Annotated in this window: 22 protein-coding genes and 1 tRNA gene; 14 read left to right on the forward strand and 9 right to left on the reverse strand. The window is 66.7% G+C overall.

Annotated features, from left to right (window positions below; translation table 11 throughout):
* The 4 genes from Q1B08_RS04865 to Q1B08_RS04880 all read left to right on the forward strand — a co-directional run bounded on the left by Q1B08_RS04865 (position 1) and on the right by Q1B08_RS04880 (position 3,840).
* A complete protein-coding gene (locus tag Q1B08_RS04865; protein ID WP_299815599.1) occupies positions 1–273 on the forward strand; it encodes a DUF2160 domain-containing protein in 273 nt (90 codons plus the stop codon).
* A gap of 61 nt (positions 274–334) precedes the next feature.
* Positions 335–2,050 carry an ABC transporter substrate-binding protein gene (locus tag Q1B08_RS04870; protein ID WP_299815602.1) on the forward strand — a complete coding sequence of 572 codons (1,716 nt, stop codon included), beginning with the start codon at positions 335–337 and terminating at the stop codon, positions 2,048–2,050.
* A gap of 61 nt (positions 2,051–2,111) precedes the next feature.
* Positions 2,112–3,599 carry a glycerol kinase GlpK gene (gene glpK, locus Q1B08_RS04875; RefSeq protein WP_299815605.1) on the forward strand — a complete coding sequence of 496 codons (1,488 nt, stop codon included), beginning with the start codon at positions 2,112–2,114 and terminating at the stop codon, positions 3,597–3,599.
* A gap of 164 nt (positions 3,600–3,763) precedes the next feature.
* Positions 3,764–3,840 (forward strand) — tRNA-Asp (locus Q1B08_RS04880).
* 266 nt (positions 3,841–4,106) lie between these two features.
* Here Q1B08_RS04880 and Q1B08_RS04885 read toward each other — a convergent pair.
* The 4 genes from Q1B08_RS04885 to Q1B08_RS04900 form a co-directional block, all read right to left on the reverse strand.
* Positions 4,107–4,556, reverse strand: a complete 450-nt coding sequence (locus tag Q1B08_RS04885; protein WP_299815608.1) for a ferritin-like domain-containing protein — start codon at positions 4,554–4,556, stop codon at positions 4,107–4,109.
* A gap of 213 nt (positions 4,557–4,769) precedes the next feature.
* Positions 4,770–6,494, reverse strand: coding sequence for a catalase (locus tag Q1B08_RS04890; protein WP_299815611.1), 1,725 nt, complete (start codon positions 6,492–6,494; stop codon positions 4,770–4,772).
* Positions 6,495–7,167: 673 nt separating this feature from the next.
* Complete coding sequence (locus Q1B08_RS04895; protein ID WP_299815614.1) at positions 7,168–8,145, reverse strand: glucokinase; 978 nt, start codon at positions 8,143–8,145, stop codon at positions 7,168–7,170.
* 11 nt (positions 8,146–8,156) lie between these two features.
* Complete coding sequence (locus Q1B08_RS04900) at positions 8,157–9,467, reverse strand: GH1 family beta-glucosidase (protein WP_299816347.1); 1,311 nt, start codon at positions 9,465–9,467, stop codon at positions 8,157–8,159.
* Between the two features lie 393 nt (positions 9,468–9,860).
* On the opposite strand from Q1B08_RS04900, the gene Q1B08_RS04905 reads away from it, so the two are divergent.
* The 5 genes from Q1B08_RS04905 (at position 9,861) to ugpC (ending at position 16,168) form a co-directional block, all read left to right on the forward strand.
* Positions 9,861–11,159: an ABC transporter substrate-binding protein gene (locus Q1B08_RS04905; protein ID WP_299816348.1), complete on the forward strand. Its 1,299-nt coding sequence runs from the start codon at positions 9,861–9,863 to the stop codon at positions 11,157–11,159.
* 100 nt (positions 11,160–11,259) lie between these two features.
* On the forward strand, positions 11,260–12,237 hold the full coding sequence (locus Q1B08_RS04910; protein WP_299815617.1) for a sugar ABC transporter permease: 978 nt from the start codon (positions 11,260–11,262) through the stop codon (positions 12,235–12,237).
* A gap of 1 nt (position 12,238) precedes the next feature.
* Positions 12,239–13,384 (forward strand): carbohydrate ABC transporter permease, encoded by a 1,146-nt coding sequence (locus tag Q1B08_RS04915; RefSeq protein ID WP_299815620.1) that lies wholly within the window; start codon positions 12,239–12,241, stop codon positions 13,382–13,384.
* A gap of 8 nt (positions 13,385–13,392) precedes the next feature.
* Positions 13,393–15,042, forward strand: coding sequence for an alpha-amylase family glycosyl hydrolase (locus tag Q1B08_RS04920; RefSeq protein ID WP_299815624.1), 1,650 nt, complete (start codon positions 13,393–13,395; stop codon positions 15,040–15,042).
* Positions 15,043–15,064: 22 nt separating this feature from the next.
* Positions 15,065–16,168, forward strand: coding sequence for a sn-glycerol-3-phosphate ABC transporter ATP-binding protein UgpC (ugpC, locus tag Q1B08_RS04925; RefSeq protein ID WP_299815627.1), 1,104 nt, complete (start codon positions 15,065–15,067; stop codon positions 16,166–16,168).
* Positions 16,169–16,240: 72 nt separating this feature from the next.
* Here ugpC and Q1B08_RS04930 read toward each other — a convergent pair whose 3' ends face one another.
* The gene (locus Q1B08_RS04930) at positions 16,241–16,408 is read right to left on the reverse strand and encodes a hypothetical protein (RefSeq protein ID WP_299815630.1); all 168 of its coding nucleotides are present in this window, start codon (positions 16,406–16,408) and stop codon (positions 16,241–16,243) included.
* A 99-nt stretch (positions 16,409–16,507) separates the two neighbouring features.
* Positions 16,508–17,086 carry a hypoxanthine phosphoribosyltransferase gene (gene hpt, locus Q1B08_RS04935; RefSeq protein WP_299815633.1) on the reverse strand — a complete coding sequence of 193 codons (579 nt, stop codon included), beginning with the start codon at positions 17,084–17,086 and terminating at the stop codon, positions 16,508–16,510.
* Between the two features lie 26 nt (positions 17,087–17,112).
* On the opposite strand from hpt, the gene Q1B08_RS04940 reads away from it, so the two are divergent.
* Positions 17,113–17,568, forward strand: coding sequence for a type II toxin-antitoxin system RatA family toxin (locus Q1B08_RS04940; protein ID WP_299815636.1), 456 nt, complete (start codon positions 17,113–17,115; stop codon positions 17,566–17,568).
* On the opposite strand, the gene Q1B08_RS04945 is transcribed toward Q1B08_RS04940, so the two are convergent.
* The 3 genes from Q1B08_RS04945 to Q1B08_RS04955 are packed head-to-tail and all read right to left on the reverse strand — an operon-like array spanning position 17,547 to position 19,611.
* Positions 17,547–18,014: a CinA family protein gene (locus Q1B08_RS04945; RefSeq protein ID WP_299815640.1), complete on the reverse strand. Its 468-nt coding sequence runs from the start codon at positions 18,012–18,014 to the stop codon at positions 17,547–17,549. The genes Q1B08_RS04940 and Q1B08_RS04945 overlap by 22 nt on opposite strands.
* A complete protein-coding gene (locus Q1B08_RS04950) occupies positions 18,011–18,490 on the reverse strand; it encodes a phosphatidylglycerophosphatase A (RefSeq protein WP_299815643.1) in 480 nt (159 codons plus the stop codon). The genes Q1B08_RS04945 and Q1B08_RS04950 overlap by 4 nt, the downstream gene beginning before the upstream one ends.
* Positions 18,487–19,611: a bifunctional 2-C-methyl-D-erythritol 4-phosphate cytidylyltransferase/2-C-methyl-D-erythritol 2,4-cyclodiphosphate synthase gene (locus Q1B08_RS04955; protein WP_299815645.1), complete on the reverse strand. Its 1,125-nt coding sequence runs from the start codon at positions 19,609–19,611 to the stop codon at positions 18,487–18,489. The genes Q1B08_RS04950 and Q1B08_RS04955 overlap by 4 nt, the downstream gene beginning before the upstream one ends.
* Before the next feature lie 192 nt (positions 19,612–19,803).
* On the opposite strand from Q1B08_RS04955, the gene dusB reads away from it, so the two are divergent.
* From dusB to Q1B08_RS04975, 4 genes are all read left to right on the forward strand, one after another.
* Positions 19,804–20,808: a tRNA dihydrouridine synthase DusB gene (gene dusB / locus Q1B08_RS04960; protein ID WP_299815648.1), complete on the forward strand. Its 1,005-nt coding sequence runs from the start codon at positions 19,804–19,806 to the stop codon at positions 20,806–20,808.
* On the forward strand, positions 20,805–21,881 hold the full coding sequence (locus tag Q1B08_RS04965) for an ATP-binding protein (protein WP_299815651.1): 1,077 nt from the start codon (positions 20,805–20,807) through the stop codon (positions 21,879–21,881). Before dusB ends, Q1B08_RS04965 begins: the two co-directional genes overlap by 4 nt.
* A 2-nt stretch (positions 21,882–21,883) precedes the next feature.
* Positions 21,884–23,245 carry a response regulator gene (locus Q1B08_RS04970; protein WP_299815654.1) on the forward strand — a complete coding sequence of 454 codons (1,362 nt, stop codon included), beginning with the start codon at positions 21,884–21,886 and terminating at the stop codon, positions 23,243–23,245.
* A gap of 141 nt (positions 23,246–23,386) precedes the next feature.
* Positions 23,387–25,546, forward strand: coding sequence for a PAS domain-containing sensor histidine kinase (locus Q1B08_RS04975; RefSeq protein ID WP_299816349.1), 2,160 nt, complete (start codon positions 23,387–23,389; stop codon positions 25,544–25,546).
* Position 25,547: the final 1 nt, after the last annotated feature.

Below are 25,547 nucleotides of genomic sequence, written 5' to 3' on the forward strand. Positions count from 1 at the left end.
ATGGGTTGGATGGCATGGACCTGGCCGACGGCGGCCTTCTTCGCCACGATCGCGGCGCTGCTCGTGGTCTTCACGTTTCTCGCGATCCGCTACCCTGAAACGCCGCGCGCGGGCGTGCTCCGGATCGAGACGACCCGGGGTGACCGGCTCTTCATCACGCTCCTCGGATCGGCCTTCATCAACCTGATCTGGCTCGGCCTCGAACTCGCGCCGCAACCCTGGGCGATGGTCGTCTGCCTTGTCTACGCTGCGGCGGTGTTCCGCTGGGTGTAGTATTCCAAGCTGCGGTCGAGGGGATCCGCAGCACGATAACCGGTTCCAAAGGGAGGACACCATGAACCGACTACTTACTTCCACCGCCGCCGTGGCACTCGCCTTCGCGGCGCCGCCGGCCTTCGCCGACATGGAGGCCGCGCAGCAATTTCTCGACGCGGAGATCGGCGACGTCTCGACCCTGACCCGCGAGGAGCAGGAGGCCGAGATGCAGTGGTTCATCGACGCCGCCGCCGACTTCCAGGGCATGGACATCAACGTCGTCTCCGAGACGATCACCACGCACGAATACGAGGCTCAGGTGCTGGCCCCGGCCTTCTCGGCCATCACCGGCATCAACGTCACGCACGACCTGATCGGCGAGGGCGACGTGGTCGAGCGGCTGCAGGTGCAGATGCAGTCCGGCCAGAACGTCTACGACGCGTTCGTCAACGACAGCGATCTGATCGGCACGCACTGGCGCTACGGCCAAGCGCGCAACCTGACCGAATGGATGGCGGGCGGGGGCGCCGACGTCACCTCGCCGACCCTCGACCTCGAGGACTTCATCGGTACGCAGTTCACGACCGGCCCGGACGGCAACCTGTATCAGCTTCCCGACCAGCAATTCGCGAATCTCTACTGGTTCCGCTATGACTGGTTCACCGACGAGCAGACCAAGTCCGATTTCGAGTCCGAATTCGGCTACGAGCTGGGCGTGCCGGTGAACTGGGCGGCCTACGAGGATATCGCCGAGTTCTTCACCGGCCGCGACATGAGCTATATCGAGGGCGAGCCGACCTCGGTCTGGGGCAACATGGATTACGGCAAGAAGGATCCCTCGCTCGGCTGGCGCTACACCGACGCGTGGATGTCCATGGCCGGAATGGGCGACACCGGCGAGCCGAACGGCCTGCCGGTCGACGAATGGGGCATCCGCGTCAACGAGAACTCGCAGCCGGTCGGCGCCTGCATGGACCGGGGCGGCGCGACGAACTCGCCCGCGGCGGTCTACGCGGTCAACAAGGCGATCGAGTGGCTGCAGAACTATTCACCGCCGCAGGCCGCGGGCATGACGTTTTCCGAGGCTGGTCCTGTTCCGGGGCAGGGCGACATCGCGCAGCAGATGTTCATGTACACGACCTTCGTGGCGCCGCTCGTCGATAGCGAGGCGGTGATGAACGAGGACGGCACGCCCAAGTGGCGCCTCGCCCCCTCGCCGCATGGCGTCTACTGGGAAGAGGGGATGAAGGTCGGCTACCAGGACGTGGGTTCCTGGACGATCCTCGACTCCACGCCCGACGACCGCGCCAAGGCCGCCTGGCTCTACGCGCAATTCGTGACGTCCAAGACGGTGGATGTGAAGAAGTCCGACGTCGGTCTCACCTTCATCCGCGACAGCACGATCAACTCCGACTACTTCACCGACCGTGCGCTCAACCTCGGCGGTCTCGTGGAATTCTATCGCTCGCCCGCGCGGACGCAGTGGTCGCCCACCGGCACCAACGTGCCCGACTACCCCAAGCTCGCGCAGCTCTGGTGGCAGAATATCGGGGACGCGATGTCGGGGGCGAAGACGACGCAGGCGGCGCTCGACCAGCTCTGTGCCGACATGGAGGACGTGATGTCGCGTCTGGAGCGTGCCGGCGTGCAGGGCGATCTCGGCCCGGTCCTGAACGAGGAACAGGATGCGGAATACTGGCTGAACGAGCCCGGCGCACCGAAGCCTGCGCTGGAGAACGAGGACGAGGAGCCGCAGACCGTCTCCTACGACGAGCTGATCCAGTCCTGGCAGTGAGCCGCCCGGTCGGGGCCTTCGGGCCCCGGCCATTCCACTTACGAACGACGGGGCCGATCCCATGACGCACGTTCTGGCCATCGACCAGGGCACCACCTCCTCGCGGGCCATCGTCTTTGACGGCGAGATGCGGATCGCCGCGTCGGCGCAGGAGGAGTTCCCCCAGCATTTCCCCCGGAGCGGTTGGGTGGAGCACGACCCTGCCGACCTGTGGTCGAGCACCGCCGCCACCTGCCGTGCTGCGATCGAGCGGGCCAACATCCGGCCGGCCGACATCGCCGCCATCGGAATCACCAATCAGCGCGAGACGACGCTGATCTGGGACCGAAAGACCGGTCGACCGATCCACAACGCGATCGTCTGGCAGGACCGTCGCACCGCGCCCTTCTGCGCCCAGTTGCGGGAGGCCGGCCACGAGGCGACCGTCACCGATGTCACCGGCCTGCTGATCGATCCCTATTTTTGCGGCACGAAGATCCGCTGGCTTCTCGACAATGTCGACGGCGCCCGGGCGCGGGCCGAGGCGGGAGAACTCGCCTTCGGCACGGTCGATTCCTGGCTGGTCTGGAACCTGACCGGCGGCGCCGTTCACGCGACCGACGCGACGAATGCGAGCCGCACGCTGCTTTACGACATCCGGGCGGGTATTTGGTCACCCGAAATGTGCGAGATGCTGGGCGTCCCGATGTCGCTCCTGCCCGAGGTGCGTGACACCGACGCGCAGTTCGGCATGACCCGGCCCGACCTTTTCGGACGGGAAATCCCGATCATCGGCGTCGCCGGCGACCAGCAGGCCGCCACGATCGGGCAGGCCTGTTTCCGACCCGGCATGGTGAAGTCGACCTACGGCACGGGCTGCTTCGCGCTCCTGAACACCGGAACGGATCCCGTCCGGTCGCAGAACCGGCTCCTGACCACGATCGCCTACCAGTTCGGCGGCACGCCCACCTACGCGCTCGAGGGATCGATTTTCGTCGCCGGCGCTGTGGTGCAGTGGCTTCGCGACGGGCTTGGCCTGATCCGCTCCGCCGAGGAGACGCAAGGTCTGGCCGAGCGGGCCGATCCGTCGCAGGACGTCGTGCTCGTTCCGGCCTTTACCGGCCTTGGCGCACCGTACTGGCGCCCGGATTGCCGGGGCGCGATCTTCGGGCTCACTCGTGCCACGGGCCCCGCGGAGTTCGCCCGCGCCGCGCTTGAAAGCGTCGGCTACCAGACGCGCGACCTCCTCGAGGCGATGCGCGCCGACTGGACCCCCGAGGCGAACACGGCGTTGCGCGTCGACGGGGGGCTGAGCGCGTCGGACTGGGCGCTGCAATTTCTGGCGGACATCCTCGATGCTCGGGTTGACCGGCCCGCTATTCTCGAGACGACCGCTCTAGGGGCAGCCTGGCTCGCGGGGCGGGGGGCGGGCGTCTATCCCGATGCGGAAACCTTCGCGGAAACCTGGTCCCTTGACCGGCAATTCGTGCCGCAGATGACGGCCGAGACCCGGGACCGCAAGCTCACCGCCTGGGGCGCCGCAATCCGTGCCGTGACGAGCGCAGAATAGTCAAGGCACAGACTCGCGGACCCGTTACGATTTCGGTTCAGCGGATGCCGCAGATAACATGAGACACGGAAGTTAACGTCGTGCAGGGACGCAGGAAGAAGCAACAAACTGCGCAGGATACGTATTGACCCCGGAAGACGCCGCCGCTATCCCGGCCTCCACGCGCGGTTGTAGCTCAGTTGGTTAGAGTACCGGCCTGTCACGCCGGGGGTCGCGGGTTCGAGCCCCGTCAACCGCGCCATTCCCCATCACCGCACTATTCCCGCAAGCCATTCATGTTATCCCTCGGGGGGCTGTCTGCTTGGGATTTCATGATCCGGTCGGAATTGATCGGAAGTTCGGCACCCGGACATGCTGCAGTCTGAACGACGTCGTTCCTCCGCTCAGCTTGCTTCGAACTGCGTTCGTTCAAGCAGGGGGCTGCATCGATGATGCCGAGCATGCCGGCACAAATGCACCGGCATGGCAAGGAGGGCGAACCGGTTGAAAACCGCGCCGTCTTGAGCGTCAGGCGTTTTGCGACATGCGCTCCATCCATTCGCGGTGGCGCGTCTCGTCGGCCAGTGCCTTCTCGAAGAACGCCTTGGATTTCGGCAGCGCGTTTTCGTGCTGCGCGGCCCGCTCGTAGGCCATTACCGTGTCGTCCTCGTTGGTCTTCATCGCGCTGAGAATGGCGCTGTCGCCCATAAGATCGGCGAGCGCGATCTTGCCAGTCGTAAGCATCTGCTTTGCATCGCCTTCGGTCGGAGCCTCCGCGCCGGCTTCCGCCGCCATTTCGGTCAGCACCTCGAGATGCTGAAGGTGATCCTGGCGGAACCGGGCAATCTGATCGCTGAGCGCTTTGTCGGACAGTCGTTCGATCGAGGAATCGTACGCCGCAATCGCATCCCGTTCGAGATAGATGAGATTGGTGACGAGTTTGTCGAAAGTCGCTTCGTTGCCAACTGTCGTTACCATCGTTTTTTCTCCTCTCTTGCCCGGACCTTGCGACGCGGAAGCGAGGCAAAAGGGCCGGGCGGTTCACATCGATTGACGCTTCAAGACCCGCAATGTTCCGAGACGGGGCGGCGATGCATGAAATATCAGTCTGTGCCCAAGTCGCGGAACCGCAAACGAAAACGGCCCCGGGATCCGAAAATCCCGAGGCCGGATTTCCCCTCGATAGAGGGCTTATTCGGCGGCCTGCGTCCGCGCGACCTTATCGCGCGAAGGGAAACCAGCGAGCACATCCTCGGCAGTCGCCTTGCGGTTCTCCACGGAGCTTGTCCACTGACCCCAGACGGATGGGTCGATCTCGTCACCGTTGCCGCCCATCGATTGAAGGCGGCGCTGATCCTCGTCGGTCAGAACCTGCTTCGGCAACGGCGCAAGGTGCTTCACGTCCTCGGCTCCGAGGCCGATCATTTCGCCGACGCGACGTCCGTAATCGTCATGGATGAGGAACAGGTGCCACACCATGCGTTCCTGCACGTCGCGCTCGCAATCACCCAGCATCGTGCCCATCGTCTTGATCAGGTCGTCGCGTTCCCAATTCAGCATCGTGCAGAAACGGGCGCGAGCCTGAACGTAGTCGTTGCGCCGGTCGAGCACGCTGCGAGTAAGACGTCCCTGAATCTCGGGTGCGTTGTTCGGCTCTTCCCGCGGTGCTTCGGCAAGGCCGTCATGCAGCGACGGCTCGTAGTTCACGTGTGGGTTCTGGCCTTCCGCGGTGTCGCGGTAGTAGGACATCTGCCCGTCCGATTGGTTGGTCGCGACCTTGGCCTGCTTAGGCTGGTTCACCGGAAGTTGCAGGTAGTTCGGTCCGACCCGGTACCGTTGCGTATCGGAATAGGAGAACGTGCGCCCGACCAGCATCTTGTCGTCCGAGAAGTCGAGCCCGTCGACGAGGACACCGGTCCCCATCGCAATCTGCTCGTTCTCGTTGAAGAAGTCCTTCACGTTCCGGTTGAGCGTCATCGTGCCCACGTGTCGGAGCGGGAAATCACGCTCGGGCCAGACCTTGGTGTCGTCGAGCGGATCCCAATCGAGTTCGGGATGGTCGTGGTCCTCCATGATCTGCACGTAGAGATCCCACTGCGGGTAGTTGCCCGATTCGATCGCGGTGTAGAGGTCCTTGGAGGCGGAACCGAGATCCTGGCCCTGTACCTTGGCGGCCTCCTCCTCGGTCAGGCTCGCCACGCCCTGCCTGGGATGCCAGTGATACTTCACGAGACAGGTTTCACCTTCGGCGTTCACCATCTTGTAGGTGTTGACCCCGAAACCTTCCATGTGCCGGTAGTTCGCTGGGATGCCGCGCGGGCTGAACAGGTGCGTCAGCATGTGCATCGACTCGGGGGTCTGGCTCATGAAGTCGAAAATCCGGTTCGGCTCCTGACGGAAGGTGACCGGATCCGGCTTCAGCGAGTGGATCACGTCGGGGAACTTGATCGCGTCGCGGATGAAGAACACCGCGAGGTTGTTGCCGACAAGGTCCCAGTTGCCGTCCTCTGTGTAGAACTTGATCGCAAAGCCACGCGGGTCGCGGGCGACCTCGGAGCTGTCGCGACCACCAATCACGGTGGAGAAGCGGATCGCGAGCGGGGTCTTCTTGCCCGCCTCCTGAAACAACTTGGCGCGGGTATAGGTGGAGGCCGGCTCGTCGCCGATCTTTCCGGTCGCCTCGAACTTGCCGTAGGCGACGAAGCCGCGGGCATGCACAACGCGTTCGGGGATGCGCTCGCGGTCGAAATGGCTGATCTTCTCGAGAAACTGGTAGTTCTCGAGCGTCGCGGGGCCGCGCGCGCCGACGGTACGCTGCGACTGGTTGTTGATGACCGGATGACCCTGGCGGTTCGTCAGAACGCGCTCGTCCGAGCCCCGAGGGCCGGTCCTGGTATCGGTTTCATTGGATGACATTGGAATCCTCGTGGTCCGCTGCTGTACGGCACAACGCATTCCACAGCAATTTGTGCCCCGACGGAGGCGATTAACTTCGATCGCCGGACGGCGAGCTCCCTCGGCGCTGCCCAGTAGGGAAATCAAAGCGGTTTGCCTCTGTCCCGACTTACGGGGGATACCCGAGGGGTGGTTGGCCTTCGCCAGGCTGAAGGCTCACCTCCGCCGCATCGGCGCACGCGCGAACCGCTTCAGGTGCCGTCTTCCATCGAGGAGGCTTCGATCCGCTCCCGCTCGAGTGTCCCCAACCGTGTCTCGGATGGTGCGACTGTCGCCGATGGCCAAGACCTTCACGATGTTACTTTCGCTGTCCGGATCCGGCCCGGCACGCTGGGCGTTCGCAGGCAGAAAAGAAAGGTCCGGCGCCGCAACGATCCGCTTCCGGGGAATGTGGAGCGCCGGGGAAGCGCGTATCGCAAGCCCGGTCGCGTCGAATCCGACATCGCCTCCGCATCGGCCGGCGTATGACGCAGGATCTCCGCAGCTACGAGGTCGACGCATTCGGGCAGGGCGATGACCTGGCCGCGCATTGCGAGCTCCGTCATGATCCATATCGCGGGCCGCCCCTCTCGTTCGGTCGAAAGAAGGCGTAGAAGACCGTGATCGAGAACGCGTCAGCGTGTCCGGGGGGCCGTCAGACCTGCACGTCCTTCTGTGGCTCCGTCGAGGGTTCGCAGAGATGCGCGGCGCAGCCGGTCAGCGCGGCGTAATCGTCGAGCACGAGGCGAACCGGGAAGTTTGTCATAAAGTCGGAGAAGCGGCCCTTGTCGCCGAACGCCGCCGCGAACCCCATCGGGCCGAGATAGGGTGCCATCGCGCGCGCGACGCCGCCGACGAGGTAGACGCCACCGAGGGGCAGGTGGATCAGCGCGAGGTTCCCGGCCACGGTGCCGAGCATGCGCACGAACTGTCGCACCGCCGCCTCCGCCCGCGGGTCGGAGCCGACGCGCGCCATGATCTCGGCGGCCGGGTATTCCTCGCGCGACCCCGCCTCCGCCGCGAGCCAACGATAGACCTGCACCAGTCCCCGTCCGGACAGGACGTCCTCGACCGCCGGGAAATCATGCGCCGTGGAGACGAAATTGCAAAGCCGGAGCTCCGCTTCCGTCCGGGCCGGCAAGTTCGTGTGACCCGCCTCGCAGGGGGGCACGAAGCGGCCCTTCGGCGTCTCGTGGACGGGGGCGGCATTGAAGCCCGTCCCGACGCCGATCACGAGGCGCGAAACGCTCTTGACCGCGGGCGCGACGATCACGTCCTGCAAGGCGCCCTCGTCCAGATGGCCGAGCGCGTGACCCTGCGCCTGCAGGTCGTTCAGGATCGCGCCGCGGGGCGCCCCCGTCGCTGACAGCAGGCTGGCCGTATCGATCGACCAGTCCAGATTGGTCAGCTCTGCCCGGCCTTCGCCGACCGGACCGGCCACCGCGACGCAGGCCCCGTCGGGCCTGCGGCCGCCATGGTCCTCCCGGTACCGCCGAAGAACGGGTGCGAGATCGACGAAATCCCGGTTCGTGTAGCGGCGAATGCTGTCGGTCTGCACCACAGCTCCGCGCGCCATCGCAACGCGCGTGTTCGTTCCGCCGACATCGGCCACGAGGAGCAGGGGATCAGCCATGCCTTCGCGTATCAGGCGGCCAGAGCCCGGACAAGCGCGTGGAAACTTGCACGCGGCGTCCGCAGCTGGGTTTCGAAATCGACATGGACTAGGCCGAACCGCTTGTCGTAGCCGAACGCCCATTCGTAATTGTCCAGAAGCGACCAGAACGTGTAGCCCTTCATCGGCACGCCGCCCTCGATGACGCGCCGGACAGCGTGAAGGTGGCCGTCGAGATACGCGATCCGCTCCGGATCCTGTCCGAGAACGGCATCGCGGTTCGCCATGCCGTTCTCGGTGATATAGAGGGGCAGGTCGCCCGTATACTCCGTCGCGGTCCGGCGCAGCAGCTTCTCCAACCCTTCGGGGTAGATCTCCCAGCCCATATCCGTCTTGGGCAGCGGCCCCGGCGCGTCGACGATCCGGGGCCATACGTCGCCCCCGCGGGTCAGGCGCTTGCAGGTGTAGTAGTTGATCCCGAACCAGTCGATCGGCTGCGCGATCGTCGCCATGTCGTCGCGCCAGCCCGCCGGCAGATACGGCTCGAGCCCGGCCATCACCTCTTCGGGGTATTGCCCCTTGGTCATCGCGGCCGCGAACCACCGGTTGTAGATCCCGTCGTAGATTCGGGCGGCCTGCCGGTCCTGCTCGCTGTCGGTCAGCGGATGCGGGTATTCCATGTTGCAGACGGCGCCGAGATTGCCGACGTTCTCCGCGCGAAGCGCCGCGACCGAGAGCCCGTGGGACAACGCGACGTGATGCATGGCCTTTCCCGCGGCATCGAGGCTTTGCAGTCCGGGCGCGTGGTGCCCCTCGTAATGGCTGAGCCAGGCCACGCACCACGGTTCGTTGATCGGGGCGGTGGACCACAGCCGGTCGCCCAGCCGCCGCCCGATGATCGAGGCGAAATCGGCGAGGCGTTCGGGAATCTCCCGCACGGTCCAGCCTCCGCGCCGCGACAACGCTTCGGGCAACTCCCAGTGATAGAGCGTCGCCATGGGCTTCAGGCCACGGTCCAGCATTCCGTCAACGAGCCGGTCGTAGAAGTCGAGCCCTTCGGGATTGACGTGTACGCCATCCGGCATGACGCGCGCCCAGGAGGTCGAAAAGCGATACCCGTCGAGCCCCGCCTGCCGGACGAGATCAAGATCCTCCGGCCAGCGGTGAAAGTGGTCGCAGGCGACGGCGCCGGTATGGCCCTCGTGGACCCGTCCCGGCATCTCGGCGAAGGCGTCCCAATGGGTCCGCCCGGCGCCGCCGAAAGCGTGTCCCTCGATCTGGTAGGCCGACGTGGCGGCGGCGAAGACGAAGCCGTCCGGGAAGTCCGCGCGTCCGAGGGTCAGTTCGTCCATGTCGCCGCCGATCCTGAACCGGAGGCCGCCCGCGCATCCGTGCCGCGATCCGGTGCCGCCGCGGGGCCGCGTTCATCCGGGCGTCTCGCGTCCATGTTTCCCCCCTGCCGGTTGCGTGCGGACGATGCCTTGATTTCCGACGAGCAGAAGCCGCCATTTCATTCGCGGCTGCAACTGCAAATACGTTCGCGCGCGTCATGCCCCCCGGTTGGGGCCGTTGACATCCAAATGTCCGCCCCCCCATGATTTCCTGACATGCGCGGCACGAGGGCCGGCGCAGATCGTCGGGACGCGGATCGCATCCGCAGGGGAGGAACGATGCTGAGGACGATGCAGACTTTGATGACCGGCACGGCTGTCGGCCTGCTGGCCGCCGGAACGGCGATGGCGCAGAGCCACGGCGACTTCACCGTGGGCGAGGGCGACTTCACCTGGGACAGCTACCAGGAGTTCGCGGACGCGACCGATCTCTCGGGCGAGACGCTGACGATCTCGGGTCCCTGGACGGGGGACGAGAAGGCGAAGGTCGACATCGTGATGGCCTTCTTCGAGGAAGCGACCGGCGCTTCGGTCGAATATTCCGGCTCCGACAATTTCGAGCAGGACATCATCATCGCCGCCCGTGCCGGGTCCGCGCCGAACCTCGCGGTCTTTCCGCAGCCGGGCCTTGCCGCCGACATGGCCGCGCAGGGCCTGCTGACGCCGCTCGAGGAGGGGACGGCCGAATGGGTGGCGGAGAACTTCGCCGCCGGGCAGTCCTGGGTCGATCTTGGCACCTACGAAGGGCCGGACGGCGAGGAGCAGCTCTACGGCTTCTTCTACCGCATCGACCTCAAGTCGCTCGTCTGGTACTCGCCCGCCGCCTTCGACGAGATGGGATACGACATTCCGGAAACGATGGAGGACCTGAAGGCGCTCACCGAGCAGATCGTCGAGGACGGCGAGACGCCGTGGTGCATCGGGCTCGGCTCCGGCGCGGCGACGGGCTGGCCCGCGACCGACTGGGTCGAGGAGATGATGCTGCGCGTCAACAGCCCCGAGGACTACGATGCCTGGGTGACGAACGATCTGCCTTTCGACGACCCGAAGGTCATCGCCGCGATCGAGGAGTTCGGCTGGTTCGCCACCAACGACGATTACGTCTCGGGCGGCGCGCAATCGGTCGCCAATACCGACTTCCGCGACAGCCCCTCGGGCCTCTTCGAGATTCCGCCGGGCTGCTACATGCACCGGCAGGCCTCGTTCATCCCGGCCTTCTTCCCGGAAGGGACCGTGGTCGGGGAGGATGTCGACTTCTTCTACTTCCCTGCCTACGAGGATCGGGATCTGGGACAGCCCGTTCTCGGCGCCGGCACGCTCTTCGCGATCACCGATCCGTCGGACGCGGCGACCGCCATGATCGATTACCTGAAGCTGCCGGTCGCGCACGAGCTCTGGATGGCGCAGGGCGGGTTCCTCACGGCGCATGCCGGGGTGAACCCCGACACCTATGCCGACGAAAGCCAGGCCGCGCAGGGCGAGATCCTGTCGGAGGCCACGACCTTCCGCTTCGACGCCTCCGACCTGATGCCGGGCGAGATCGGCGCCGGCGCGTTCTGGGCCGGCATGGTGGATTACGTCACCGGTGCGGACGCCGAAAGCGTGGCGGGGCAGATCCAGCAGCGTTGGGACGCGCTCAATTGAGCACGCTCCGGCCCGCGCTTCCGGGCGCGGGCCACTTTTCCTTTGACCGGGGAACCGAACCCGGCCTTAGCTGCAGGACCCGCGGGTCAGGGAGGAAGCCATGTCGCCGTTATTTCAAGGAGTTCTGACGGTCGTCATCGGCGTTGGCGGGTGCATCGGTTATTTCTGGACCTCCAACCTTGTCCTCGACAAGGTCCTGTTCCCGCCGCGTGGTCCGAATGCCGGGCGGAACATCAACCGGGCCAATGCGATCCGCCCCTGGCTCTTCCTGCTGCCGGCGATGCTCGCGCTCGCCCTCTACCTCGTCTATCCGGTCTTCGGCAGCTTCTGGCGCTCGCTCTTCAATCGCGCGGGGACCGACTTCGTCGGTGCCGGGAACTACGTCGCGTTGATGGGGGACGGGGAGTTCCGCGGGGCGCTGTTCAACAACTTCCTCTGGGTGCTCTTCGTGCCCGCCGCCGCGACCTTTCTGGGCCTTCTCGTGGCGCAGCTGACCGACCGGTTGAAATGGGGGAACATCGCAAAGTCCCTCATCTTCATGCCGATGGCGATCAGCTTTGTCGGCGCGTCGCTCATCTGGAAGTTCGTCTACGCGGTCGATCCCGACATCGGCATCATCAACGCGATCCGCGACACGTTCGGCATGGCGCCGGTCGACCCGCTCCAGGTCGGGTTCTGGAACAATTTCTTCCTGATGGTCATCCTGGTCTGGGTTCAGACGGGCTTCGCCATGGTCATCCTCTCGGCGGCGCTGCGCGGCATCCCGGAAGAGACGATCGAGGCGGCGATCATCGACGGCGCGAGCCCCCTGCAAATCTTCTTCCGCATCAAGATTCCGCAGATCATGGGCACGATCGTCGTCGTCTGGACCACGATCACCATTCTGGTCCTGAAGGTCTTCGACATTGTCTACGCGATGACCGGCGGCAACTTCGGAACGCAGATCCTGCCCAGCTACATGATGGAATACATGTTCCGCGACGACGGGCGGGCGACGGCGGTGGCCTTCGTCATTATGATCATCGTGCTTCCGGTCATGGTCTGGAACATCGTGCAGGCGAATAAGGAGGTTCGCTGACATGGCCGCAGCATCCGATGACGGCATCGCAGGCGCCAAGAGCGGCCTGTCCCTGGTCACCAACGTCACCGTCCTCCTCCTCGTCATCCTCTGGCTGATCCCCACGGTGGGTCTGCTGGTTTCGAGCTTCCGCGACCGCGATGCGATCGGCGGCTCTGGATGGTGGCGGGCCTTCACGGCGACGAGCCAGAACGTCGCGATCTCCACGGAAGGCGAGTTCACGCAGACGCCGGACGGCTGGACGCTGACGGGCAACGTCTTTGGTCCGGACGGGTCGGGCGAGGTTTCGGCCTTCGGCGGGCGACGCTCGGAGCCGAACGCCTTCGCCCCCGGCGAGACCGGCGAACTGGTCCGCGGCCGCACACTCACGATCGAGGCCGACGGCGACTTCGTCTATGTCGACCCGGATGCGGAGGAACCGTCCCGCAATCCGACGCTCTATGTTGCGACGGAAGTGCCGCCGACGTTCGGGACCGGTAACTACGAGACGATCCTGTTCTCGAACGGCATGGACCGGGCCTTCATCAACACGCTGACGGTGACGATTCCCGCGACGATCATCCCGATCCTCGTCGCGGCCTTCGCCGCCTATGCTCTGGCCTGGATGGACTTCCCGTTCCGCGGCACGATTATCGCGATCATCGTCGGCTTGCTGGTCGTCCCGCTTCAGCTCGCGCTCGTGCCGATGCTGAAGTTCCACAACACGATCGGTATCGGGCAGAGCTTCTACGGGATCTGGTTCGCCCATACCGGGTTCGGCCTGCCGCTCGCGATCTACCTGCTTCGCAATTACATGGTGGGTCTGCCGCGCGACATCATCGAGAGCGCCAAGGTCGACGGCGCCACCGACTTCCAGGTCTTCACGCGGATCGTGCTGCCGCTCAGTTTCCCTGCGTTGGCCTCCTTTGCGATCTTCCAGTTCCTGTGGACATGGAACGACCTGCTCATCGCCAAGGTGTTCCTGCCGTCGAGCGCGGAATCCTGGGTGATGACGGTCAAGATCGCGGACGACCTGCTCGGTTCGCGCGGCGGCGACTGGGGCATCCTCGCCGCGGCGGCCTTCGTGTCGATCGCGGTTCCGCTTCTGGTTTTCTTCACGATGCAGCGGTATCTGGTGCGCGGCCTTCTGGCCGGCTCCGTGAAATAGGACACCGCATGATCGCCATCGCCGAAGCCCAGCAGCCCGCGCAGAATCTCGATTGGTGGCGCGGGGGTGTGATCTATCAGATTTATCCCCGGTCCTATCAGGACAGCAACGGCGACGGCATCGGCGACCTCGCGGGCATCACCGAACGGCTGCCCTACGTGGCCTCGCTCGGGGTCGACGCGATCTGGATCAGCCCGTTCTTCACGTCGCCCATGAAAGATTTCGGCTACGACGTCAGCGACTACCGCGACGTCGATCCGATGTTCGGCACGCTCGCCGATTTCGATGAGCTGGTGGCGACCGCGCATCGGTTCGGCATCCGGGTCATGATCGACCTCGTCCTGTCGCACAGCTCCGACAAGCATCCGTGGTTCCGCGAAAGCCGCGGCTCGCGCCACAATCCCAGGTCGGACTGGTATGTCTGGGCTGATCCGAAGCCCGACGGCACGGCGCCCAACAACTGGCTGTCGATCTTCGGCGGCCCGGCCTGGCAGTGGGACACCCGGCGGCAGCAATACTACCTCCACAATTTCCTCGTCAGCCAGCCCGACCTGAACTTCCACAACCCCGACGTGCAGGACGCGCTGCTCGACGTGGCGCGCTTCTGGCTCGATCACGGGGTCGACGGGTTCCGGCTCGACGTCATCAACTTCTACTTCGCCGACCGCTACCTGCGCGACAATCCGGCCCTGCCGCCCGAGCGTCGCAATGCGCACATCGCGCCGCAGGTGAACCCCTACAACCACCAGGAACACATCCACTCCAAGAACCAGCCGGAGAACCTCGTCTTCCTGAAGCGGTTCCGCGACCTTCTGGACGCGTATCCCGGCACCGCCGCGGTCGGCGAGGTCGGTGATGCGCAGCTCGGCATGGAGATCCTGGGCCAGTACACGCGCGACGGGGAGGGGGTGCACATGTGCTACGCCTTCGATTTTCTCGCCGCCGATCCGCTGACCGCCCGCCGCATCGTCGACGTCTTCGACCACATGGACCGGGCCGCTCCGGATGGCTGGGTTTGCTGGGCGCTGTCGAATCACGACGTGACCCGCCACATGACCCGGTGGCATCTGACGGAAGCAGCCGCGCGCTGCTACGCGACGCTCATCCAGACGCTGCGCGGCTCGGTCTGCCTCTACCAGGGAGAAGAGCTCGGCCTGACGGAATCGAGCGTCGCCTACGAGGATCTGCGCGATCCCTACGGCATCGAGTTCTGGCCTGAATTCGCCGGTCGCGACGGATGCCGCACGCCGATGGTGTGGGAGACGTCGAACACCAATGGCGGGTTCAGCCAGACAAAGCCCTGGCTTCCGGTCGCGCCCGAGCATCTCGGCAAGGCGGTCGCCGATCAGGAAGGGGCGCCGGATGCCATGCTGCATCACTACCGCCGGGTGATCGCGCTTCGCGGCGCCCACGAAGTGCTGCGCTCGGGAACGCAGCGCGACACGACAGCCCGCGGCGACGTTCTCAGTTTCACCCGGGAGGGCGGAGGCGTGCGGATCTTCGCGGCGTTCAATCTCGGCAAGGGGACGAACACCGTTCCGGCTCCGGCCGGGCTCTGGCGCGCGATCGAGGGAATCGGCGGGTCGGAGCTGAACGACGGGACGGGCGGGCTGATCCTCGGCCCGTGGGACTACGTGCTTCTGCGCGCGACAGGCTAGCGCAGCGAAAGGGAGGGGCGGAATGGCGAATCTGAAACTTACGGATGTGGCCAAGGTTTATGGCGGTCAGGTCGAGGTTCTGAAGAACATCGACCTCGACATCCGGACCGGGGAACTCATCGTCTTCGTCGGCCCGTCCGGCTGCGGCAAGTCCACGCTCCTCCGGATGATCGCCGGTCTGGAGAAGATCTCCTCGGGCACGCTCGAAATCGACGGACAGGTGGTCAATGACGTCCCGCCGTCGGAGCGCGGCATCGCGATGGTGTTCCAGTCCTATGCACTCTACCCGCATATGACCGTGCGCGAGAACATGCAGTTCGCCCTCAAAATTGCGAAGGTCTCGAAGGCGGAGATGGAGTCCGCGGTGGAGGCGGCGGCGCGGAAGCTTCAGCTCACGCCATATCTCGACCGTCTGCCGAAGGCGCTGTCGGGCGGCCAGCGGCAGCGGGTCGCAATCGGCCGCGCCATCGTGCGCGACCCCAAGGTCTATCTCTTCGACGAGCCGCTCTCGAACCTCGACGCCGCGCTTCGCGTCGCGACCCGGATCGAGATCGCGCAGCTGAAGGAGCAGATGCCGGATTCGACGATGATCTACGTCACGCACGACCAGGTGGAGGCGATGACGCTCGCTACCCGCATCGTGGTCCTGGCCAACAAGGGGATCGCGCAGGTCGGCACGCCGCTCGACCTTTACGAGCGCCCGGAGACCGAGTTCGTGGCGCAGTTCATCGGCTCGCCCGCGATGAACCTCATGGCCGGGGAGATCGTCGGGACCGGTCCGACGACGCGGCTAAGGCTTCATGAAGGGGGCGGCACGATCGAATCGGGCGTGCCGTCCCGCGAGGAGGATATGGGAGCCACGGTCAATGTCGGCATCCGTCCGGAGGACATGATCCCGGCCGAAGGCGAGGATTACGCGTTCCGCGGCAAGGTCGACATCGTCGAGGCGCTCGGCGAGGTGACGCAGCTTTATTTCGAAGTGTCCCGGACCGGCGAGGAGACGGACACGATCATCGCCAAGCTGCAGGGCATTCATACCGATATCCGCGGACGCGAGATGTCCCTCACCGCGAAGCCGTCGAAAGTGCATATCTTCCGCAACGGCGTGTCCTTGCTCTATCGCTGACCGGACCCGACGCGACCGCCCGGGATACGCCGGTCGGCCGCGCCGCGTTTGCGTGCCGGATGGCGGCGGGAGCTATTCGTCGGACGTCGCCGCGCCGACCGTGCCGCCGACCACCGCGCCCGCGGGCCCGGCCAGCACGGCCCCGCCGAGACCGCCGGTCGCGGCGCGTTCCGTCGCACCGCTGCCGCAGGCGGCCAACCCGACCAGACTCCCCATGAGAAAAACGATGCGACCGAACATGAAGACCTCCCATACGACGATGCCATTGGCATCTTGATTACATCGCGGCGTGTCCGCGTCCGGTTCCCTGCTCGTCCGGAACGCCGGGGTTCGCGACGGTCAGGATCGCATCCGTACGACGCCGATATAAGGCAGGTTCCGGTTCCGCTGCGCGTAGTCGATGCCATAGCCTACGACAAAGGCGTCGGGGATCTCGAAGCCCGTCCAGCTTGCCCTGACATCCACTTCCCGCCGCGATGGCTTGTCGAGCAGCGCGATCGTCTCGAGCCGCTTGGGGTCGCGATGACCGAGGAAGTTGATGACGTGCCGCAGCGTATGGCCGGTATCGACGATGTCCTCCACGACGAGGACGTCGCGCCCCGCGATCTCCCCCCGCAGGTCCTTGAGGATGCGGACCTCGCGGCTCGATTCCATGGCGTTGCCGTAGCTTGACGCTTCGAGGAAATCGACCTCCACCGGCAGCTGCAGCTCGCGCACGAGGTCGGCGATGAACACGAAGGAGCCGCGCAGGAGGCCGACGACGACGAGCTTCTCGGTGCCGGCGAACCGCGTCTCGATCTCGCGGGAAAGCGCCTCGATCCGCGCGGCGATGGCCTTGGCGCTGATCATCTGCTCGATCACGTAGTCGTCCTGCATGTTGCCCCCTTCGGACCCTTGCGCCATCAGAGGCGTTAACATGCAGATCGCCCGACCCCAAGGATGACATGACCCGCCATTCCGAGACCCGAGAGCTGCCCTATACGGCGGACCAGATGTACGACCTCGTCGCCGACGTGGAACGCTATCCCGAATTCCTTCCCTGGACGGCCGCCGCGCGGATCCGTTCGCGCGAGGGCGGCTCGGACGGCGAGGTAATGCTCGCCGACCTCGTCATCAGCTTTCGGGTGTTTCGGGAGAGCTTCGGCTCCAAGGTCACGCTTTGGCCTGCGGAAAAGCGGATCGAGACGGCCTATCTCGACGGGCCCTTCGACCATATGAACTCGGAGTGGCGGTTCGAGCCGACGGAGACCGGCTGCCGCGTGCATTTCTGGGTCGATTTCGCGTTCCGCAACAAACTCATCGGGCGCGTCGTGGGCAGCGTGTTCAATCAGGCGATGCAGCGCATCGTCGCGGCCTTCGAAAAGCGCGCGCGGGAGCTCTACGGACCGGCCGCCGCCTGAAGCAGCGCGATGGCGTGATCGCGCGCCGCCCTCCGGACCGCGTCGCGGCCGAGCGCGCCGAACTCGACCGTTTCCGCCCGCACGCCGTTCGCGTCAGCCACGGCGAAGCAGACGCGGCCCTCCGGCTTGAACTCCGAGCCGCCGGGCCCCGCGATACCGGTGATCGCGACCGCGAGGCTTGCACCGGACCGCCCCTGCGCGCCGGCTGCCATCTCCCGGGCGACGCGTTCGGACACCGCGCCATGCTCGACGAGCGAGACCTGCGCGACGCCGAGCTGCGACCGCTTGGCCGCGTTCGAATAGGTGACCGCCCCCCACAGGAACACGTCCGACGCGCCGGGCGGATCGGTCAGCGATGCCGCCACCATGCCGCCGGTGCAGCTTTCGGCCGTCGCGATCGTCAGACCGCGCTCGCGGCAGGTCTGCAGCAGCCGGGCGACGCTCATAGATGCGCCAGCCCCGCCAGCAGCACGACACCGCCCGCCGCCATCGCGCCGGCCACCGCGTCGTCCAGCATCACGCCCCAGACATCGTTCCGTCGATCCAGCCAACCCACCGGCCCCGGCTTCCAGATATCGAAGACCCGGAACAATACGAAGGCCACGATCCAGCCAGGCCAGAGCGCCGTCACCGGTACCCCCGCCGCCCAGGCCCCCCAGGCGACGGGCATCAGAGCGACCCATTGACCGAGGAGTTCGTCGATCACCACCTCCGACGGGTCGTGATCGGTTGCCCCGCGCGTCGCCACCGAGGTGGCCCAGTAGCCGACGGGCAGGACGAGGATCGCGAGGAGGGTGAAAAAGAACGGCCCGCCCTGCATGGCGAGCCAGCCGAGCGGCAGAGCGAGGAGCGACCCCCATGTTCCAGACGCCGGCGTGAGCAGGCCGACATAGCCGAGAGTGGCAACGGCCTTCGCGATCATCGCGCCACCAGCGTCGCGGTGGCCATGCAGGCGATCCCCTCGCCGCGCCCCGCGAAGCCCAGCCGTTCCGTCGTGGTCGCCTTCACCGACACGCGCCCGATCTCCATCCCCGCAATCTCCGCCACCCGCGCCCGCATCGCCGCGGCGTGCGGGCCGACCTTCGGTTCCTCGCAGATCAGCGTGACATCGACATTGCCGATGGAGAAGCCTCGTTCCATGGCCAACGCAGCGGCATGCGCAAGGAACACGGCGCTGTCCATGCCCTTCCATTGCGGGTCGGAGGGCGGAAAATGACGACCGATATCACCTTCGGCCAAAGCGCCGTAGATGGCATCCGTCACCGTGTGCAGGCCGACATCGGCATCGGAATGGCCTCGCAAACCCCGACCATGCGGCACACGCACCCCGCAAAGCATGACGTGGTCGCCAGCCCCGAACCCGTGCACGTCGAACCCGTTGCCTACGCGGACATCCATGCACCCCTCCCTGAACAGACGTTCCGCCCGGGCGAAATCCCCGGACGTGGTGATCTTCATCGCCGCCTCGTCGCCCGGCACGATGCGGACGGCAAGCCCCGCTGCAAGCGCCACGGCCACGTCGTCGGCAGCCTCGCCCGGATGGGCGGCATGCGCCGCGCGGATCGCCTCGGTCCGAAATCCCTGCGGCGTCTGCGCGCGCCAAAGCCCCGTCCGGTCGCGGATTTCGTCGACGATGCCGTCGCCCGCCCAGAGCGCGTCCGTCACCGCGAGGGCCGGGGCCGCGCCGTCCGCCGTTTCCAGAGCGTCCAGCACACGCCGTATCACGTCGTACGGCACGCTCGGTCGCGCGGCGTCGTGGATCAGGACATGCGACGTTTCGATTGCCGCCAGCCCCGCCGCGACCGACGCCGCGCGCGTGGCGCCGCCCTCGACGAGCCGGACGCCCGGCGCCACCGCCTCCGCCAAGGCCCGGTCGTCGGGATGGATGACGATGACGACGTCCATCGCGTCGGCGAAGGCCGCCACGCTGCGGGCGAGGACCGGCCGCCCGGCGAGGTCGCGATACTGCTTGGGCGTTCCGCCACCCGCCCGCAGGCCGCGGCCCGCGGCGACGATCAGGGCGGTGAAGGTGGGAGGGGGCATGCACGCTCCGTTCCGGCGGACGCCCCGTCCTAGCGATCCGCCCCGGAGGTGACAACCGGACGGGCCGGGCACTGGCGGTTTGCCCAACTTTTGGGCATATCCCGGATTGGACGCTCTCCGTCCGCGGCATCACCCTGCCAGTGCCGACACCGCCCCCGTAGGACTGCTGCGACCAGCCCGGAAACACAGCATATGCCGAAAAAACCCGCGGATACCATCGACCCCCGCCTTAAGGCGCTCGGCCTGCGCAGTCCGGTCGTCCTTGCGCCCATGGCGGGCATCACGGATCTGCCGACACGCCTGCTTGTCGCGTCATTCGGCGCAGGGCTCGTCGTTTCGGAAATGGTGGCGAGTCGCGAGATGGTGGAGGCCAAGCCGTCCGTCCGCGACCGGGCCGAACTCGGCGCGGACGTGGCCGGAACGGCGGTCCAGATCGCGGGGCGGGATGCGTTCTGGATGGCGGAAGCGGCGAAGACGCTGGCCGGGCAGGGCGCCCGGATCATCGACATCAACATGGGTTGCCCGGCGAAGAAGGTGACCGGCGGGCTGTCCGGCTCGGCGCTCCTGCGCGACCACGACCATGCCCTGCGCCTGATCGCGGCGGTGGTGCGCGCCGTCGACGTGCCGGTGACGCTCAAGACGCGGCTGGGCTGGGACGACGACAGCCGGGATACCGCGGCCCTGGCCGTCCGCGCGGAAGCGGCCGGTGTGCGATTGCTGACGATCCACGGCCGGACCCGGTGTCAGTTCTACCGCGGCCGGGCCGACTGGGCCGCGATCGCGCCGATCGCCCGCGCCGTCTCGATCCCCGTTCTGGCGAACGGCGACATCACCGACGCCGCGACCGCCCGCGCGGCCCTTGCAATGTCGGGCGCCGCCGGCGTGATGATCGGGCGCGGCGCACAGGGAAGGCCTTGGGCCCTTGCCGGGGTCACGCATGCGCTCGGCCACGGTCCGCGACCGGACATACCGTCGGGCGAGGCGCTGGCTCGCATGGTCGCCCGCCACCACGCGTCCATCGTGGCGTTCTACGGGTCGGAACTCGGCGGGCGCGTCGCGCGGAAGCATCTCGGCTGGTACATGGACGATGCGGGCACACCGCCGGCGCTCCGCAAGCGGGTACTCACATCCCCGCCGGACGATGTGGCTGCGCTGCTGCCCGAAGCGCTCGCCGTTCGCGAACGCCGCGCGGCATGAGGGATCCCGACATCTGGCAGGCACTGCCGATGCCGGCGCTCGTCATCGGGCCCGACGATCGCATCGTCGCGGCGAACGGGCCGGCGGAGGGTTTCCTGAACCGCTCCGCCCGCGCATTGGAGGGTGCGATCCTGCCCGCGCTGCTGTCGGTCGAGGGCGGGCTCGCCAATGTCGTGGCGCGGGTACGGGCGCGCGAGTCGCCCATCACGCTGCACGACACCGCCCTGCGGATCGGCACCGCGCCGGATCTGCGCTGCGACCTGCATCTCGCACCGCTCGGCGGCGACATTCTCCTTCTGATCTCGCCACAGGATGTCGCGGCCCGGCTCGACCGCGCCGAACAATCGCGCAGCGTCGCCCGCTCGGCCGTCGGCATGGCCGAGATGCTGGCCCACGAGATCAAGAACCCGCTCGCGGGCATCACCGGCGCCGCCCAGCTCATCGGCATGAACCTCGCCGGCGAGGACCTCGAGCTGACCGAGCTCATCGTCGCGGAAAGCCGGCGGATCGTGAAGCTTCTCGAACAGGTGGAGCGGTTCGGCGACCATCGCGCGTTCGAGTGCCGGGCCGTGAACCTGCACGACGTGCTCGACCGCGCCTGCCGCTCCGCCATGGTCGGCTTCGCGTCGCGCATGACCCTGATCGAGGATTACGACCCGTCGCTTCCGCCCGCATGGGGGGATGCGGACCAGCTTTTGCAGGTCGTCCTAAACCTACTGAAGAACGCGGCGGAAGCATCGATGTGGTCGGGGAAAATAACCATCCGGACCTTCTACGACATGTCTCTGCGCGTGCGCCGGCGGGACGGCACCGACGGCGCCGTTCCCCTGCAGGTGGAGATAGCGGATGACGGACCGGGCATTCCCGCGGAGATCGCAGACAACCTGTTCGAGCCATTCGTATCGGGCCGGGAGAACGGTACCGGGCTCGGCCTCGCATTGGCATCGAAGATCGTCCACGAGCATGACGGCTGGATCACGGTGGATTCGCATCCGGGACGGACCGTTTTCCGCATCTCCCTGCCGCGCGCGCTGACGGACCTGAAGAGCGACGCACAACGGGTTGAGGGATAACGATGGACGGCACGATCCTGGTCGCCGATGACGACCGCACGATCCGAACGGTCCTGACGCAGGCGCTGACGCGGGCCGGCTGCAAGGTGCATGCGACCGCATCGCTCGACACGCTCCTGCGGTGGGCGGAGGAGGGCAAGGGCGATCTCGCGATCACCGACGTCGTCATGCCCGACGGCAACGGGCTGGAGATGCTGCCGCGGCTGGCGGAGCTGCGGCCGGACCTGCCGGTGATCGTGATCTCCGCGCAGAACACGATCATGACCGCCGTCCAGGCCGCCGAGGCCGAGGCGTTCGACTACCTGCCCAAGCCCTTCGACCTGCCGGATCTGATGAAGCGCGCCGCGCAGGCGCTGAACGAGCGCAACAAGGCCGCCGCGCCTCGAACGGAGACCGAGCGCGCGGACGACCTTCCGCTGATCGGACGGACCCCGCTGATGCAGGCGCTCTACCGTCTCATCGCGCGAGTAATGAACACCGACCTGCCGGTCCTGATCCAGGGCGAGAGCGGCACCGGAAAGTCGCTGATCGCCCGGGCGATCCACAATCTCGGGGATCGTCGCGCCCTGCCGTTCGTCGTCGCGACCGGCGCCGATTTCGAGGGCAACGACGGCCCGTCGGAGCTTTTGTCGCGGGCGCGGGGCGGCACGATCCTCTTCGACGAGTTCGGCGATCTGGGCCTCGATGCGCAGGCGCGGGCCGCACGGCTGATCGACGGTCTCGACGGGTCGGGGCCGCGGCTGATGGCCACGACGCAGCGGGACCCCGGCCCCCGGCTTGACGCCGGGGCGGGGAGCGTCCGGTCCGACCTCTACTACCGCTTGGCCGGGGCGCAGATCGACGTGCCGCCGCTTCGCGCGCGCGTCGACGACATCCCGCTTCTGGCAACGCATTTCCTGCATCGCGTCGAGCGCGACGGCGCCGCCGTGCGTCGGTTCTCGACCGAAGCCACGGATCTGCTGCGCGCCCATCCGTGGCCCGGCAACGTGCGGCAACTCGAGAATGTGACCCGTTGGCTCGTCGCCACCGCCCCTGCGGAGGAAATCACGCGGCTCGAACTGGAGGCCGTGCTTGGCCCCGCCGCCGCGGGACCGAAGGCGGCGCGCGCGACCGACGACCTGTCGGAATCCGTGCGGGCGCATTTGCAACGGTATTTCGATCTGCAAGGCGGCCAGCTTCCGCCCGCGGGCCTGCATGCCCGCGTCCTGCGCGAGGTGGAAGCGCCGCTGATCGGGATCGCGCTCGACGCGACCGGCGGCAATCAGGCACGTTGCGCGGACCTGCTCGGGATCAACCGCAATACGTTGCGAAAGAAGATCATCGACCTCGATATCCTCGTGACACGACGACGCAAGATGATGTAAACGCGTCACACGCGTTGCAGATCGGGAACAACCCGGCGTGAGCGGCGTGAGGTAGGACATTGATACGAGGCAATCTTGCGGTCTTCCGCCCCAACGGCCGACCTGTTGTCGCGCAGTTTCCTCTGGAGCGGCCGGCGCGATGTGCAATCCGTCCTGACGGTCACGCTCGTCGTGCTTGGGCCGCTCCTGGTGATCGTGACCTTTCTCACGCTCGACCTGCGCGGCCCGGGCGGCGAGTACGGCTGGCTGCGCGCGGTCCTGCTGGGCGATCTCGTCTACATCCTCGCCATCGCCGCGTTGGTCGTGCGGCGCCTGACGAGCATGATCTCCGCGCGCCGGGCCCGCTCCGCCGGGTCGCAGCTGCATCTGCGCCTCACCGGGGTCTTCACCGGCATCGCGCTGATCCCCACGGTGCTCACGGCCGTCTTCGCCACGGTGACGATCAATATCGGTCTGGAAGGGTGGTTCTCCGACCGGGTCCGCAACGCCCTCGGAAATTCGGTTGAAGCCGCGCAGGCCTATGCGCAGGAGCATCGCGACGGGCTGACGGAGGATGCCCGGGCGCTGGCCGGTTATCTCGACGTCGCGAAGCGCGCGTCCTTCTTCATGGCCGACGGCGACCTGCGGGAGCTGCTGGGACAGGGGCAGGAGCTCGTGCAGCGGGGGCTGGAGGAGGCCTTCGTGATCGACGGCACGGGCGAGATCCGGGCGCGGGGCGAGAGCTCCTACCTGTTCGACTTCGAGCCGTTGACCCCGGAGCAGCTCGCGCGGGCGCGCGACGGGGCGATCATCCTGGTCGAGGACAAGGAGATCAACGAGTTCCGCGTCCTCCTCAAGCTGCAGAACTATGCCGACCGCTATCTCTACGTTACCCGGACGGTGGACGGCGAGATCCTCGAACTGCTCGACGAGACCGAGGCGACGGCGCAGCTCTACCAGCAACTCGAGCGCGACCGCGGGCGGCTCCTGTTCGAGTTCGGCCTGCTTTATCTCGGCTTCGCGCTGATCCTCATTCTCGCCGCGACCTGGGCCGGGCTGTGGTTCGCGGAGCGGCTGTCGCGGCCGGTGGGCCGGCTTGCCGGGGCGGCGCAGAGGGTCGGGCAGGGCGATCTCGACGTGCGTGTCCGGGAGGAGGCGGGCGACGACGAGATCGCCATGCTGGGCCGCATCTTCAATCAGATGACGCGACAGCTGAAGGGCCAGCGCGACGCGCTCGTCGAGACCAATATGCAGACGGAACGGCGGCGGCGGCTCTTCGACTCGGTGCTGGGTTCGGTGACGGCGGGGGTGATCGGGCTGGACGCGGAAGGTCGGATCGACTTCATGAACCGCTCGGCGCAGCGGCTCCTCCGGCTCGACGACGACCGCGACGGCGACACGCTGGCGCAGGTGGTGCCGGAATATCGCGATCTCTTCGACCGCCTCCGGGAAACCGGCGCCGAGACGATGCAGGAGGAGGTCCGGCTGGCGCGCGGGGGCAAGCTCGAAAGCCTGCTCGTTCGGATCGCCACCCGCGCCGGCGAGGACGGCGCGCCCGAGGGTTACGTCGTGGCCTTCGACGACGTGACCGACCTTGTCTCCGCGCAGCGCATGGCGGCCTGGGGCGACGTGGCGCGGCGCATCGCGCACGAGATCAAGAACCCGCTGACCCCGATCCAGCTTTCGGCGCAGCGCGTGAACCGGCGCTTCGGCCGCGAGCTCGCTCCCGAAAGTGCCGCCAAGCTCGCCGAGCTGACCGACGTGATCGTCCGGCAGACCAACGACCTGCGCCGCATCGTCGACGAGTTCTCCAAGTTCGCACGTATGCCGGTCCCCGAGCGCCGTCGCGGCGACCTGGCCGCGCTGCTACGCGAGACCGTGACGCTGCAACGCGCGGCGCTCGATCCCGTCGAGATGGTGGCGGAGATTCCCGACGGGCCCGTCGCCGCCGAGTTCGACCTGACGATGATGGGACAGGCCTTCACGAACCTGATCAAGAACGCCGGCGAAGCCATTGAATCCCGGCAGGAGGAAGCGAATGCGGACGTCCCGCGCCGGGTCGCCGTGACAATGGAGCCGGGGGAGACGCATATCGAGATCCGCATCGCGGATACCGGCATCGGTCTGCCCGCGGACCGCGCCCGCCTGTTCGAGCCCTACGTCACGACCCGCGACAAGGGCACGGGGCTCGGCCTGCCGATCGTCAAGAAAATCGTCGAGGAGCACGGCGGCACGCTGGAGCTGCGGGACGCGGCGCCCGACCCGACGGGACATAAAGGAGCGGAGGCCGTCGTAAGGCTTCCCCGCATAGAGGAGCAGTGAC

Source organism: uncultured Jannaschia sp. (assembly GCF_947494025.1).
Classification (GTDB): Bacteria; Pseudomonadota; Alphaproteobacteria; order Rhodobacterales; family Rhodobacteraceae; genus Jannaschia.

What these genes read in the sequence shown, in the direction of transcription:
- Q1B08_RS04865 (WP_299815599.1), top strand. Translation starts at nt 1, where the DNA reads ATGGGTTGGATGGCATGGACCTGGCCGACGGCGGCCTTCTTCGCCACG.
- Q1B08_RS04870 (WP_299815602.1), top strand. Translation starts at nt 335, where the DNA reads ATGAACCGACTACTTACTTCCACCGCCGCCGTGGCACTCGCCTTCGCG.
- glpK (WP_299815605.1), top strand. Translation starts at nt 2,112, where the DNA reads ATGACGCACGTTCTGGCCATCGACCAGGGCACCACCTCCTCGCGGGCC.
- Q1B08_RS04885 (WP_299815608.1), bottom strand. Translation starts at nt 4,556, where the DNA reads ATGGTAACGACAGTTGGCAACGAAGCGACTTTCGACAAACTCGTCACC.
- Q1B08_RS04890 (WP_299815611.1), bottom strand. Translation starts at nt 6,494, where the DNA reads ATGTCATCCAATGAAACCGATACCAGGACCGGCCCTCGGGGCTCGGAC.
- Q1B08_RS04895 (WP_299815614.1), bottom strand. Translation starts at nt 8,145, where the DNA reads ATGGCTGATCCCCTGCTCCTCGTGGCCGATGTCGGCGGAACGAACACG.
- Q1B08_RS04905 (WP_299816348.1), top strand. Translation starts at nt 9,861, where the DNA reads ATGGCGCAGAGCCACGGCGACTTCACCGTGGGCGAGGGCGACTTCACC.
- Q1B08_RS04910 (WP_299815617.1), top strand. Translation starts at nt 11,260, where the DNA reads ATGTCGCCGTTATTTCAAGGAGTTCTGACGGTCGTCATCGGCGTTGGC.
- Q1B08_RS04915 (WP_299815620.1), top strand. Translation starts at nt 12,239, where the DNA reads ATGGCCGCAGCATCCGATGACGGCATCGCAGGCGCCAAGAGCGGCCTG.
- Q1B08_RS04920 (WP_299815624.1), top strand. Translation starts at nt 13,393, where the DNA reads ATGATCGCCATCGCCGAAGCCCAGCAGCCCGCGCAGAATCTCGATTGG.
- ugpC (WP_299815627.1), top strand. Translation starts at nt 15,065, where the DNA reads ATGGCGAATCTGAAACTTACGGATGTGGCCAAGGTTTATGGCGGTCAG.
- Q1B08_RS04930 (WP_299815630.1), bottom strand. Translation starts at nt 16,408, where the DNA reads ATGTTCGGTCGCATCGTTTTTCTCATGGGGAGTCTGGTCGGGTTGGCC.
- hpt (WP_299815633.1), bottom strand. Translation starts at nt 17,086, where the DNA reads ATGTTAACGCCTCTGATGGCGCAAGGGTCCGAAGGGGGCAACATGCAG.
- Q1B08_RS04940 (WP_299815636.1), top strand. Translation starts at nt 17,113, where the DNA reads ATGACCCGCCATTCCGAGACCCGAGAGCTGCCCTATACGGCGGACCAG.
- Q1B08_RS04945 (WP_299815640.1), bottom strand. Translation starts at nt 18,014, where the DNA reads ATGAGCGTCGCCCGGCTGCTGCAGACCTGCCGCGAGCGCGGTCTGACG.
- Q1B08_RS04950 (WP_299815643.1), bottom strand. Translation starts at nt 18,490, where the DNA reads ATGATCGCGAAGGCCGTTGCCACTCTCGGCTATGTCGGCCTGCTCACG.
- Q1B08_RS04955 (WP_299815645.1), bottom strand. Translation starts at nt 19,611, where the DNA reads ATGCCCCCTCCCACCTTCACCGCCCTGATCGTCGCCGCGGGCCGCGGC.
- dusB (WP_299815648.1), top strand. Translation starts at nt 19,804, where the DNA reads ATGCCGAAAAAACCCGCGGATACCATCGACCCCCGCCTTAAGGCGCTC.
- Q1B08_RS04965 (WP_299815651.1), top strand. Translation starts at nt 20,805, where the DNA reads ATGAGGGATCCCGACATCTGGCAGGCACTGCCGATGCCGGCGCTCGTC.
- Q1B08_RS04970 (WP_299815654.1), top strand. Translation starts at nt 21,884, where the DNA reads ATGGACGGCACGATCCTGGTCGCCGATGACGACCGCACGATCCGAACG.